Annotated in this window: 11 protein-coding genes and 1 riboswitch; of the genes, 2 read left to right on the top strand and 9 right to left on the bottom strand. The window is 72.5% G+C overall.

Annotated elements, in window-relative coordinates; translation table 11 throughout:
* Nucleotides 1-37 precede the first annotated feature (37 nt).
* The 5 genes from PD653B2_RS05300 to PD653B2_RS05280 all read right to left on the bottom strand — a co-directional run bounded on the left by PD653B2_RS05300 (nucleotide 38) and on the right by PD653B2_RS05280 (nucleotide 6,365).
* Complete coding sequence (locus tag PD653B2_RS05300; RefSeq protein WP_133058948.1) at nucleotides 38-1,336, bottom strand: NlpC/P60 family protein; 1,299 nt, start codon at nucleotides 1,334-1,336, stop codon at nucleotides 38-40.
* A 240-nt stretch (nucleotides 1,337-1,576) separates the two neighbouring features.
* Nucleotides 1,577-2,620: a phosphatase PAP2 family protein gene (locus PD653B2_RS05295; RefSeq protein ID WP_085871292.1), complete on the bottom strand. Its 1,044-nt coding sequence runs from the start codon at nucleotides 2,618-2,620 to the stop codon at nucleotides 1,577-1,579.
* Between the two features lie 45 nt (nucleotides 2,621-2,665).
* Nucleotides 2,666-3,670 (bottom strand): ABC transporter ATP-binding protein, encoded by a 1,005-nt coding sequence (locus tag PD653B2_RS05290; protein ID WP_085871291.1) that lies wholly within the window; start codon nucleotides 3,668-3,670, stop codon nucleotides 2,666-2,668.
* On the bottom strand, nucleotides 3,670-5,316 hold the full coding sequence (locus tag PD653B2_RS05285; protein ID WP_242665146.1) for an ABC transporter permease: 1,647 nt from the start codon (nucleotides 5,314-5,316) through the stop codon (nucleotides 3,670-3,672). Before PD653B2_RS05285 ends, PD653B2_RS05290 begins: the two co-directional genes overlap by 1 nt.
* Nucleotides 5,317-5,321: 5 nt before the next feature.
* Nucleotides 5,322-6,365, bottom strand: coding sequence for a thiamine ABC transporter substrate-binding protein (locus PD653B2_RS05280; RefSeq protein ID WP_085871290.1), 1,044 nt, complete (start codon nucleotides 6,363-6,365; stop codon nucleotides 5,322-5,324).
* Nucleotides 6,365-6,473: riboswitch (TPP riboswitch) on the bottom strand. (Overlaps the previous gene by 1 nt.)
* A 94-nt stretch (nucleotides 6,474-6,567) precedes the next feature.
* Between PD653B2_RS05280 and PD653B2_RS05275 the strand changes: the two genes are divergently transcribed.
* Nucleotides 6,568-7,482 (top strand): alpha/beta hydrolase, encoded by a 915-nt coding sequence (locus PD653B2_RS05275; RefSeq protein WP_133058947.1) that lies wholly within the window; start codon nucleotides 6,568-6,570, stop codon nucleotides 7,480-7,482.
* Complete coding sequence (locus tag PD653B2_RS05270; protein WP_085871288.1) at nucleotides 7,479-7,925, top strand: GNAT family N-acetyltransferase; 447 nt, start codon at nucleotides 7,479-7,481, stop codon at nucleotides 7,923-7,925. Before PD653B2_RS05275 ends, PD653B2_RS05270 begins: the two co-directional genes overlap by 4 nt.
* On the opposite strand, the gene PD653B2_RS05265 is transcribed toward PD653B2_RS05270, so the two are convergent.
* The 4 genes from PD653B2_RS05265 to PD653B2_RS05250 form a co-directional block, all read right to left on the bottom strand.
* Nucleotides 7,915-8,976, bottom strand: a complete 1,062-nt coding sequence (locus PD653B2_RS05265) for an MBL fold metallo-hydrolase (RefSeq protein WP_085871287.1) — start codon at nucleotides 8,974-8,976, stop codon at nucleotides 7,915-7,917. The genes PD653B2_RS05270 and PD653B2_RS05265 overlap by 11 nt on opposite strands.
* A gap of 9 nt (nucleotides 8,977-8,985) precedes the next feature.
* Nucleotides 8,986-9,792 (bottom strand): SDR family oxidoreductase, encoded by an 807-nt coding sequence (locus PD653B2_RS05260; protein ID WP_085871286.1) that lies wholly within the window; start codon nucleotides 9,790-9,792, stop codon nucleotides 8,986-8,988.
* Nucleotides 9,789-10,880, bottom strand: coding sequence for a diacylglycerol kinase (locus tag PD653B2_RS05255; RefSeq protein WP_085871285.1), 1,092 nt, complete (start codon nucleotides 10,878-10,880; stop codon nucleotides 9,789-9,791). Before PD653B2_RS05255 ends, PD653B2_RS05260 begins: the two co-directional genes overlap by 4 nt.
* Before the next feature lie 115 nt (nucleotides 10,881-10,995).
* The gene (locus PD653B2_RS05250; RefSeq protein ID WP_085871284.1) at nucleotides 10,996-12,183 is read right to left on the bottom strand and encodes an NADH:flavin oxidoreductase; all 1,188 of its coding nucleotides are present in this window, start codon (nucleotides 12,181-12,183) and stop codon (nucleotides 10,996-10,998) included.
* Between the last annotated feature and the right edge of the window lie 15 nt (nucleotides 12,184-12,198).

The following is a 12,198-nucleotide window of genomic DNA, read 5'->3' as shown; positions in this document are numbered from 1 at the left end:
GCAGTGCTCTGGACCGGGATCGTGTGACCTGCGCCCCTCAGGGGCGGGCGTAGAAGCCGGGGGTCGTCCAGGAGTACATCGAGACCTCCTCGACCGGACGGCCCGTACGCGGCGCCTGGATGATCTGGCCGCCACCGGCATAGAGCGCGACGTGGTAGATCGAGCCCGGGTCGGACGACGAGCCCCAGAACACCAGGTCGCCCGGCTGGAGCTGGCCGGCCGAGATCGGCGTCGACTGCTCGTACTGCGCCACCGAGTAGTGCGGGAGGGACTTCCCACCCGCACCCCACGCGCCCATGGTCAGACCGGAGCAGTCCCACGCGCTGGGGCCCGATGCTCCCCAGCGATAGGGCTCACCGATCTGGGCGCGGGCGAACGAGATCGCTGCCTGGGCGCCGGACGCGGGGGCGGGCGGGGTGGGCGTGGGGGCAGGCGGGGTGGGTGCGGGGGTGGTCGGCGGCGTCGGGGTCGAGGGGGGTGCGGACTCGGGGTCCGGGGTGGGCGCCGGCGCGCTGGGCTCGGGGCTCGGGGTGCTCTGCTCCTCGGCCTCCTGCTCGTGCTGGGCCGCGGCGGCCGCGGCCTCGGCGGCCTGCTGCTCGAGGGCGGACTGGCGGCGCTGGGCGAGCTCCACGCTGATGTGCTGGAGGTCGGCGAGCTGGGCGATCAGCGCGGCCTTCTCGTCGGCGATCGACACTGCGTCGGCGGCGGCCGCGTCGGCGGCGGCCCGGGCCTGGTCGCGAGCGTCCTGGGCCTCCTGCTCGGCGGCGACGGCGTCGTCCTCGGCATCCTCGGCCTGCTGCTGCGCGACGTCGGCGAGGGTGGCCGCGGCGCGGAACTCGTTGTAGTTGCCGTCGAGCGCCGCCTCGGCGTTCTGCAGGCTGGTGGTCCGCTCGACGACCGTGCCGATCCCGTCGGAGCGGACGATCGCGGAGAACGCGGTCAGCCCCGGGGACATCTCGTACGACGTGACGAGCGCGTCGCCGTACGCCTCCCGCTGGCGCTGGACGTCGGCCTCCGCGACCGCCGATCGCCGCTGCGTCTCGACGGCGGCCCGGCGGGCCTCCGCGGCGCGCCAGCGGGCCCCGTTGTAGGCCTCCGCAGCCTGGGCGGCGGCGATGGCCGACTCCTGCAGGCGCTGGTTGGCGAGCACGAGCCGGGCGCGGACCGCGTCGACGTCGTCGGCCTTGTCGCGGGCGGCGACCCGGGCTTCGTGGATGTCCTGGTGGCTGGGGACGGCGCCGTCGTCCGCCACGGCCACGCCGGTGCCGACCCCGGTGGCCACGGCGCCGACCGCGAGGGTCAGGGCGAGGGCTGCCGCCACTCCGAACGCTCGCACCGTGTCGTCCCCCCGATGTCGCTGCTGTGATCGTCCGCCCCATGCGGCACTCGCAGCACGTTAGACAACTTTCGTCCCAAAAGAAACAAATTCGGTCACTTCTTTCGGGATTACCGGCGTGTCGACTTGACGAATTACAAGGTTGTCATTCGCGAACAGCGCGGATACTCCCTGACGAAACGGGGGTTTTCGGGCGCGCAGCACCCCGCGAACGTCAGGGAGTACCCCGGCGCGCGGCAGTCAGCGGTCGACGGGGACGGCTGACGTGGTGGTCGTCGGGTGCGAGGCCAGACCGTGCTTGTCGAACCTCTGGCCGCTGGCGACGCCACCGACGTAGAAGGAGATGACCGCGATCATGACGCCGGCGATGTCGTCGGCGATGTAGTGCCAGCCGAAGTAGAGGGTGGCGACGACGGTGAGCCCGAAGTTGACCCAGAAGACGATCTTGAGAGGCTTCGAGTCCACGGTGTACTGGATCATCAGCGCGACCAGCAGGGTGATCGCGCAGTGCAGGCTCGCGAAGCCGGCCACCGACTGCACGGCGTCGCCGATGCCGCCCCACAAGACGTTGTGGCGGCCGTTGACCAGCGAGTCCATCAGCTGGCTGGTCGGCGTGTTCGGGAGCGCGTCGTACAGCCAGGTGTACTCGAGGCCGGGGCCGAGCGTGGGGAGCGCGTAGTAGGAGATGGTGCCGAGCGTCCAGGCCACGCACTGCGACGTCACGAACCAGTAGCCGTACGACATGTTGCGCGACCACACCAGCCAGGCCGTCACGGCCAGCGGCACCAGGGGCAGGAACCACAGGTAGACGTAGGAGAGCGGGTACGCCGCGATCTGCTCGCCGAAGACGGTGTGCAACACGGTCGCCGGGTCGTGGCCGAAGAGCAGCAGCTGGTCGAGCAGGTGCAGCTCGCGGTCGTAGGTCTCGCCGCGCACGAAGGGCAGGAACGACTTCAGGTTCCGGTAGCTGACGTAGACGATGTAGAAGCAGATGATGCCGAGCGCGACCAGGGTGAGGCGCTCGCGGTTCCAGTGCTTGCGCCACCGCTCGCGCACGATCGCGGGCATCAGCCGCGGGTCGAGCTTCGAGTACCAGAGCGTGCGCGGCAGCATGTCGAGCAGCAGCGCACCGAGCAGCAGCAGCGGCAGCCGCAGCCAGGACGGGCCGAGGAAGCTGCCCTCGGGGTCGATCAGCCGCTTGTCGTAGAGGATCGCGACCACGATCGCCGCACCACCCATGAGCACGGCGTTGCCCACGAGGAGGACGTAGGCGCGGCGATACACGCACGCCAGTGTAGGGAGGTTTCGAGGCGCCTCGTTCCTCGGCCCTCAACCACCGGATCTTTCGCGACCTGCCGGTGTCGCCGCGAGCCTGCTCGGGTCGACCGCGAGCGCGACCCGCTCCCCCGGCGCGGGGTGGGTGCCGAGGCGGGCGACCGCGTCGACCTCGCCGATCCCGTCGACATCGACCACCAGCCGGATCTGCTCGGGTGTCGCCCGGCCCGACACGACGACGCCGCCGAGCGGTCCGCCCTCGGCCACGGCCAGGGCGGAGCGTCGTACGGCGACCGCGGGCGCCGCCGCCAGCCCGGCCGCGGCGAGCAGCGTGCCGGCCGCCGCGCCGTCCAGCACCCGGGCGTAGCCGAGGAAGAGCGCCGTCTCGGCGTCGACCGGCGCGCGCCAGACCTCGGCGATGTCGCCCTGCTGGACGATCCGCCCGGACCGCATCACGGCCAGCAGGTCGGCGACCGCGAAGGCCTCGTCGTGGTCGTGGGTGACCATCAGCGCGGTGGTGCCGGCCGCGCGCAGGATGTCGCGCAGGTCGGCGGCCAGCCGCTCGCGCAGCCCGGCGTCGAGCGCCGACAGCGGCTCGTCGAGGAGCAGCAGCCGCGGCGACACGGCCAGCGACCGGGCCAGTGCGACCCGCTGCCGCTCGCCGCCGGAGAGGGTGCCGGGCAGCCGGTCGCCGTACCCCTCCAGCCCGACCAGGGCGAGCAGCTCCCGCACCCGCTCGCGCGCCTTCGGGGTACGCCGCAGGCGCAGCGCGTAGCCGACGTTGCCGGCCACCGTCAGGTGGGCGAAGAGCTGACCGTCCTGGAACATCAGCGCGAAGCCACGCTTGTGGGTGGGCACGCCGGCGAGGTCGGCGCCGTCCCAGCAGATCCGGCCGGCGGTCGTCGGCTCGAGCCCGGCGACCGCGCGCAGCAGCGTCGACTTGCCACTGCCGGACGGGCCGAGGACGGCGAGCACGTCACCGTCGGCCAGCGTGAGCGTCGCGTCGACGACGGCGGGCACCGCGTCGTAGGCCACCGAGACGTCGTGCAGCGACAGCATCAGAAGGACCCCACCGACGGGACGCGCAGCCGCTCGACGAGCAGCATCACCACGGCGGTCGTGGCGGCGAGGACGACAGAAGCGGCAAGGGCCATGCCGTAGTTCATCGCACCCGGGTGCCCGATCAGCCGGAAGATCACGATCGGCATCGTCGGGTGGTCGTCGCGGGCGAGGAACGACGTGGCCCCGAACTCCCCGAGCGACACCGCGAACGCGAAGCCGGCCGCCGCCAGCAGCGGCTTCCACATCGCCGGCAGGTCGACGGTCATGAAGGCCCGCACCGGCCCGGCGCCCAGCGACGCCGCGGCCTGACGTTGTCGGTCGTCGACACCACCGAGCACCGGCACCAGCGTGCGGACGACGAGCGGGAGGGCCACCAGCGCCTGGGCGATCGGCACCAGCAGCAGCGAGTCGCGGACGTCGAGCGGCGGCTGGTCGAGCGTGATCAGGAACCCGAAGCCGAGCGTCACCGCCGAGACGCCGAGCGGCAGCATGAACAGCCCGTCGAGCAGGCCGCGCACCCGCCGCTCGGACCGGGACCGCGAGCGGCGGGTCACGACGATCGCGACCAGCAGCCCGAGAGAGAGCGACATCCAGGTGGCGTCGACCGCCGTCCGCAGGGAGGTCACGAGCGCGTCGGTGACCGGCACCAGCAGGGCCTGGTGCGAGCCCTCGCCGGACAGTGCGCGGTAGTTGGCGATGCTCCAGGTGTCGTCGGCGCGCAGCGAGCCGACCACCAGCGCGGCCAGCGGCGTGCCGACCAGCACCACGACGACACCGGCGGCGAGCAGCCCCGGCCAGTCACCGCGCGACGGGCGGCGGTGGCGGGCCGTGGAGCGGGCCAGGCTCGGATCGGGTACGGCGCGCAGCCGGCCGGTCACGACCAGCAGCGCGGTGATCGCCAGCAGCTGCACGATCGAGAGCGCGGCCGCCGCCTGGAGGTCGAGCAGGTTGGTGGTGAGCAGGTAGATCTCCGTCTCGAGCGACGAGTAGCGCAGCCCGCCGAGCGTCAGCACGACGCCGAACGCGGTCGCGCAGAAGAGGAAGACGACGCTGGCCGCCGAGACGATCGCGGGCCGGAGCGCGGGCAGGGTGACGGTGCGGAAGACGTGGGCCGGCCCGGCACCCAGCGCGGCGGCGGCCTCGGCGGGGCGCGGGTCGAGCGACTCCCACGACGCGCCGACCGCACGGATGACCACGGCCACGTTGAAGAACACCAGGCCGGCGATGATCGCGGCCGCCGAGCCGTCCAGGCCGAGGAAGCCGAGCGGCCCCGACTCCCCGATCAGCTCGCGGAAGGCGACCCCGACCACGACGGTCGGCAGCACGAACGGCACCAGCAGCAGCGCCCGCAGCACGCGGCGGCCCAGGAACTCGCGGCGGTAGAGCAGGTGCGCCGCGGGCAGGCCGAGCAGCACCGCGAACGTCGTGCCGAGCACCGACGACCAGACCGTGAACCAGATGACCCGGTGCACCCGCGGCCGGCCGAGCACCTCGAGCACCGCACCGGGGTCGAAGGTGCCGTCGACCCAGAACCCCTCGCCGATCATCCCGCTCACGGGCAGCACGAAGAACACGCCGAGCACCGCGAGCGGCACCGCGGCGAGCGCGACGAGCGTGAGCGCGCGCTTCATCCCGGAGCTCATCGGGGTCACCTGGAGGTGACGTCGCTCCACTCGCGCAGCCAGTCGTCGCGGTGCTCGCTGATCGAGGCCGGGTCCACGGCGTACGGCTTCGTCGGCTGCTGCGCGAACTCGGCCCAGTCCTGCGGGAGCGGGGCGTCGGACGCGACCGGGAAGACGTACATGCTGTCGGGCAGCGCGGCCTGGACGTCGGGGCTGAGCAGGAAGTCGACGAGCGCCTCGGCACCGTCGGGGTTCGCCGCGCCGTCGAGCACGCCGGCGTACTCCACCTGACGGAAGCAGGTGTCGAGCAGCGCGCTGGTCGACGTCTTCCCGTCCGCGACGGTGAACGCCGGCGACGAGTCGTAGGACAGGACGATCGGCCGGTCGCCCTGCCCCCCGCCCTGGGTGAAGTCGACCTCGTAGGCATCCGACCACCCGGCCGTCAGCTTCGCGCCGTTGGCCATCAGCTTCGTCCAGTAGTCCGGCCACGCGTCGCCGTACGCCGCGACCGTCGTGAGCAGGAAGGCCATGCCGGGCGAGCTGGTCGCGGCGCCCGGGAGGACGAAGAGGTCCTGGTACGCCGGGTCGGCGAGGTCGTCGAGCGTGGTCGGCGGGGCCAGGTCGTGCTCGGCGAACCAGGTGTCGTCGACGTTGACGCACACGCTGGCGTTGTCGACCGGCGTGAGCCGGTGGTCGTCGTCGCCCGCGAGCTCGTAGGCGTCGGCGCCGGCCGGGAGCTCGGCGTCGTACGGCGCGAAGACCCCCTCGTCGAGCGCCCGCGAGGCGAACGTGTTGTCGACGCCGAAGGCGACGTCTCCGAGCGGGTCGTCCTTGGTGAGGACGAGCTTGTTGGTGAGCGTGCCGGCGTCGCCGGACCCGCGGACCACCAGGTCGTAGCCCGACTCCTCCTCGAACTGCTTCTCCAGCTTCTTCGGCAGCACGAACGACTCGTGGGTCACCAGCACGACCCGGTCGGAGGCGGTCTCGTCGCCGGGCGACGAGTCCTCTCCGACGGCCGAGCAGGCGGACCCCGCGAGGACGATGGCCAGGATGGGCGCGGCAAGGCGCATGTGTCTCAACTCCGACTCCCTTCGCCGGTGCTAACCGGATCAGGTTCATAGGGTCTGCGGCGGATCCGCACTCTCAGCACGTGGTGGCGTGCTCCCCTGTCTTGTGGAGTCGAGCCTAGACCCTCGACCGCCCGGGTCGTGTCGCCCGGTGGCCGAGGAAGCACGAAGCCCTGTGCCGGACCCGGTGTGCGAGGCTGCCGCCATGAGCCCGAGCCGCCGTCACGACGCCCTGGCCTGGGCCGTCCCCCGGCTCCGGAGGTCGCGCGAGCTGGACACCCCCGAGGCCGAGCGGGCCCGCCTCGAGGCGTGGCACGCGACGCTCGACCCGGCGCTGCCGACCCGGCTGGTGCCGCGCTTCGCCCGGCGGTTCTCGGTGGTCACCGAGGTGCTCAACGGCCCGGCCGGTGACTTCCCGTCGTACGTCGTCACCCCGCGCGGGTCCGAACCGCAGCGCACGATCGTCTACCTGCACGGGGGCGGCTTCGTCGCGGGGATCGACCCGTTCCACGTCCGCTACGCGACCCGGCTGGCGACGGCCCTCGGCGCCCGGGTCGTGCTGCCCGACTACCCGTTGGCGCCCGAGCACACCTGGCGCGACTCCCACGACGCGATCGCCGACCTGACCGCGCGCTGGGCGGACGGGTCCGAGGTCGTCCTGGCCGGCGACTCCGCGGGCGGCGGCTACGCGCTCGCGGTCGCCCTCACGCTGCGCGAGCGCGGTGGCCCCCAGCCGTCGCGCCTGCTGCTGCACTCGCCGTGGGTCGACCTGACGACCAGCACCCCCGAGACCGCCGCGTTCACCGAGCGCGACCCGTGGCTGTTCCTCGGCAAGATCACGGCGTACGCCGCCTGGTGGGCCGGGACGCCCGCCGACCTCGCCCGGCCCGAGGTGAGCCCGGCACTCGCGGACCTGTCGGGCCTGCCACCGGCGCTGATGTTCTGCGGCACCCGCGACACCCTCGCGCCCGGCTGCCGCCTGCTGGCCCGGCGCGCGAGCGAGTCCGACTGGGACCTCACGTACGTCGAGGTCCCGGACCTCATCCACGTCTACCCGCTGCTGCCCTTCATCCCCGAGGTGCGCGACGCCTTCCGACGCACCCGGGAGCTCCTCCGATGATCACCATCACGGCCGGACCGTTCACCGCCCTCGACGGGCCGACGGCGTACGCCGTGTGGAAGCTGCGCCAGGACGTGTTCGTCGTCGAGCAGCAGTGCCCCTACCCCGACCTCGACGGCCGCGACGACGAGCCCGGCACCCGCCACGTGCTGCTGCGCGACGACGCCCTCCCCGACGAGCCGGGCCTGCTCGGCTACGCGCGCGTCCTCGACGACGGAGCGACCTGGCGGATCGGGCGGGTCGTCCTGACGCCGCCGGCCCGTGGCCGCGGGCTCGCCGACCACCTCATGAACACCGCCCTCGAGGTGTCCCAGGGCCGCGACGTCGTGCTCGACGCGCAGGCACCCCTGACCGGGTGGTACGCGACGTTCGGCTTCGAGGCCGACGGGGCGGAGTTCCTCGAGGACGGGATCCCGCACGTCCCGATGCGGCTCAGTCGCTGAGCGCCGCGTAGCGGACGCCGTCCGGCCGGTGCTCGGCGCTCGCCCGGCCGCGGGCGACCAGCAGCTCGAGATGCGCCTTGGTCTCCATCGCGGCCATGCCCTGGCTGAAGAGGTCGAGCTCGTCGTACGCCTTCTCGTGCCGGGTCCAGCCGAGCTGGTGGGCGACGGCGAAGCCCGTGGCCGGGCCGCCCGCGAGGGCGGCCAGGCTCTGGTCGAGCCGGTTCTCGTGGAACGACAGCAGCTCGTCGACCCGGGTGTGGGACGACGGCGCGACCGGGCCGTGGGCCGGGAGGACCTGCAGGTCGGGCAGCGCGCGCACCTTGGTCAGCGACGCCATGAAGGCGCCGAGCGGGTCGGGGGTCGGCGGGACCGTGAACCCGATCGACGGGGTGATCGTGGGCAGCACGTGGTCACCCGCGAAGAGCAGCCCGGCCGCCCGGTCGGCGAAGACGTAGTGACCCGGCGTGTGGCCGGGCGTGTGGACGGCGTCGAGGGTGCGGGCGCCGACCGGGATCTCGTGGTCGCCGTCGAGCCAGGTGCTGGGGAAGGCCCACATCACCGGGTCCGGGAGCTCTCCCGGGCCTGCTGCCCACAGGTCCGCGATCTCGCCGGCGCCCGCCGTGCGGAGCACGTCGAGGAACGGGTTCCGGCTGAGGTCGGCGTCGTTGAGGAGGTCCAGCGCCGGCTTCTCGGCGAGGCCGAGCGCGACGTCCGCGCCGTACTCGTTGCCGAGCACGGTCGCCAGCGTGAAGTGGTCTCGGTGCACGTGGGTGACCAGGAAGCGGCGGATGTCGGCGAAGCCGTAGCCGACCTCGCGCAGGCACTTCTCGAGCAGGTCGCGGGCGACCTCGATCGACCAGCCGCCGTCGATCAGGGTCAGCCCGTCGTCGGTCTCGATGACATAGACGTTGACGGCCTTGAGGCCGTCCATCGGCAGGGGCAGCGGGATCCGGTGGATGCCCTCGGCCACCTTCCACGCACCCTCCTTGCTCCAGTGCTCGCCCGAGTCGGGTGAGACGGCATAGGCGGTGGGGACGGCGGAGGAGGTCACCGTCGGACTCTAGGGGGCGACGTCGGGGAACCCGAGGTCGAGGGTGGGCTGCTGGATGCCGCCGTCGATCTCGATCAGCTTGCCGGTCACGTACTGCCCGGCCTTCGAGGCGAGGTAGAGCACGCCGGCGGCGATGTCCTCCGGCTCACCGACCCGGCCGAGCGGCGTCTTGCCCTCGAGCTGGCCCATCAGCTCGGGCTGGCCCGCGACGAACTCCAGGGCGCTGGTCAGGATCGAGCCGACGTAGATGCCGTTGACGCGGATGCGCGGCGCCAGGTCCTGGGCGGCCATCCTGGTCCAGTGCGCGAGCGCGGCCTTGGCGGTGCCGTAGGCGACGAACCCGCGGTCCGCCGTACGTCCCATCATCGAGCTGATCGTGACGACGCTCTTCTGCTTCCCGTCGTCGTCCTGCAGCATCAACGGGACGGCCGCCTGCGTGAGCGCATGGGCGGTGGTCACGTTGAAGCTGAACGCCTCGTTGAGGAAGCGGCCGCTGGTCTTCATGAACTCGCGCGGGAACGTGCCGCCGACGTTGTTCACGACCGTGTCGAGCCGGCCGAGCTCGTCGTACGCCGTCCGGGCCAGGCCGGCGACCGCGTCGAGGTCGCTGAGGTCGGCGGCGACCACCAGGCACCGGCGCCCGGTCGCCCGGACCTGCTCGGCGACCACCTCGAGTTGCTCGGGGGTGCGGGCGGAGATGAGGACGTCGGCGCCGGCCTCGGCGAGCGCGACGGCGGTGGCGGCGCCCAGGCCGCGGCCGGCGCCGGTGACGATGGCGACCTGACCGTCGATGGAGAAGCGGTCGAGGATGCTCATGTGGTGCTCACCAGGCCCCGGCCGGTCACGAGCGGGAGGTCGAGGGCGGTGACCAGTCCGCCCTTCGCCTCGACGACGGCGGGCAGCGCGTTGACCAGCCTCTGCGCGGTCGTGATCATCCCGGAGACGTTGTGGTCGCCGTGCTCGCCGTGGTGGGTGAGGTCGAGCTGCATCACGGGCTCGCCCGTCACGATGACGCGGTAGCCACCGCCGCCCTCGGCGGGCTGCGGCCACTCGGGCACCTGGTCCTCGGCGGTGCGGGTGACGTGCTCGAGCACCACCCGGGGCACACCGTCCACCGTGCCGATCAGCTCGAAGCGGACGGCGCCCATGGTCCCGGCCTTCACCTCACCGGACACGCTGGGGGTGTCGACCTCCGCGGCACGCCGCTCGACCTTCTCGACGAGCGGCTCGTCGAGCACGACGTCGAGGCCGGCGGCGATCTGGCGCACGACGCTGCCCCAGGCCATGGTCAGGATGCCGGGCTGCCAGAGCAGCGGCTCGAAGTCCATCGGCCGGCCGAAGCCGAACATGTCGCCCATGACGACGGGCTGGTAGTAGGTCGAGTAGTCGGCGATCTCCATCACCCGGACCTCGTCGATGCGCCGGCTCAGGCTGGTCAGCGCGAGCGGCAGGAGGTCGTTGGCGTAGCCGGGGTCGATGCCGTTGACGTGCAGGCTGGCGCCCGTCGTACGGCCTGCCTCGGCGAGCCGGTCGAGCATCGAGTCCGGCAGGATTCCGTACGGCCACTGGAGCAGCACCGGCCCGCTGGAGACGACGTTGATGCCGGCCTCGACGAAGCCGAAGAGGTCCTCGATGCACTCGAAGACCCGGTCGTCGGCCATCGCGGTGTGCACGATCGCGTCGGGCTCCAGCGCGATCAGCGCGTCGCGGTCGGTGGTGGCCAGCACCCCGAGCTCACGGCCGAGGTCGGCCAGGATCCCGGCGTCCTTGCCGTCCTTGTCGGGGTTGGAGACCCACACCCCCACCAGCTCCATCCGGGGGTGGGCGTCGACTCCCGCGATCGCGTGGCGCCCGATGGTCCCGGTCGACCAGACGACGACCCTCAGCGGCTTCTCGTGTGACATGGGGTCAACCTAGAACACGTTCTAGTTGTCTGTGAAGGGTGCGGTTTCACCGGTCGGCCGCCAGAACCCGCACGACACGCCGTGCCACCCCGGCGTGGCGTGCGGGGATCGGCGGTCAGCCGGTGAAACCCACCGGCGAGATGACCGGACAGCGGGTGCCGGAGTAGATGGTCGGCATGCAGCGGTTGCAGTGGATGCAGGCGCCCTCGGTCGCGTGGCCGGCGGCCAGCTGGTTCACCAGGTCGGGTTCGCGGAGGAGGGCTCGGCCCATGGCGACGAAGTCGAAGCCGTCGGCCATCGCCTGGTCCATGGTCGCGCGCCGGTTGATGCCGCCGAGCAGCATCAGCGGCAGGGAGAGGCCCGCGCGGAAGCGCAGCGCCTTCTCGCGGAAGTACGCCTCCTCGAAGGGGTAGGTTTTCAGGAAGCCGCGGCCGACCGGCGTCCTCATGCCGAGGCGTACGACGAGCGGCATCGTCTCGGCGAACTCCCGCAGCGGCGCCTCGCCGCGGAAGAGGTACATCGGGTTCATCAGCGACGACCCGCCGCTCATCTGGAGCGCGTCGAGGGTGCCGTCCGACTCCAGCATCTGGGCGTACGCGAGACCCTCGTCGGTCGTGACGCCACCCCTGAAGCCGTCGCCGAGGCTGACCTTCGCGGTGATGGCGGCGTCCGACCCGATCTCGTCGCGCACCGCCCGCGCGACCTGCCGACCGAGCCGCGCCCGGTTCTCCAGGGAGCCGCCGTAGTCGTCCGTGCGCCGGTTGAGCCCCGGCGCGAGGAAGGAGGAGATCAGGTAGCTGTGCGCCATGTGCAGCTCGAGGACGTCGAAGCCGGCGCGCACCAGCCTCCGCGAGGCCGCGACGTACGCCCGGGTGATCCGGGTCAGGTCGGCCTCGGTGGCCGCCTTCACCAACTGCATCGACAGCGGGCTCGGCATCCGGCTGGCGCTGAGCGCCCGCACGCCGTTGGAGCGGCCGTTCGCGACCGGGCCGGCGTGCCCGACCTGGCCGGCGATCGCGGCTCCGGACTCGTGGACCGCGTCGGCGAGCCGGGTCAGGCCGCCGAACGTCCGCTCCCCCACGACGATCTGCTCGCGATGCGTGCGACCCTCCGGCGCGACCGCGAGATAGGCCACGGTCGTCAGGCCGACGCCACCGCGGGTGACCGCGAGGTGGTAGTCGATGAGCTCGTCGGTGACCTGGCCGTACGGCGCACGCCCCTCGAACGTCGCGGCCTTGACCGTGCGGTTGCGCAGCCGCACCGGGCCGAGCGTGGTGGGCGCGAAGACATCCGGAGCGGTCACGCCGGCAATCTAGAA

The sequence above is a fragment of the Nocardioides sp. PD653-B2 genome (genome assembly GCF_002117935.1).
Taxonomy (GTDB): domain Bacteria; phylum Actinomycetota; class Actinomycetes; order Propionibacteriales; family Nocardioidaceae; genus Nocardioides.
This window is presented reverse-complemented; position numbering and strand designations above follow the sequence as displayed.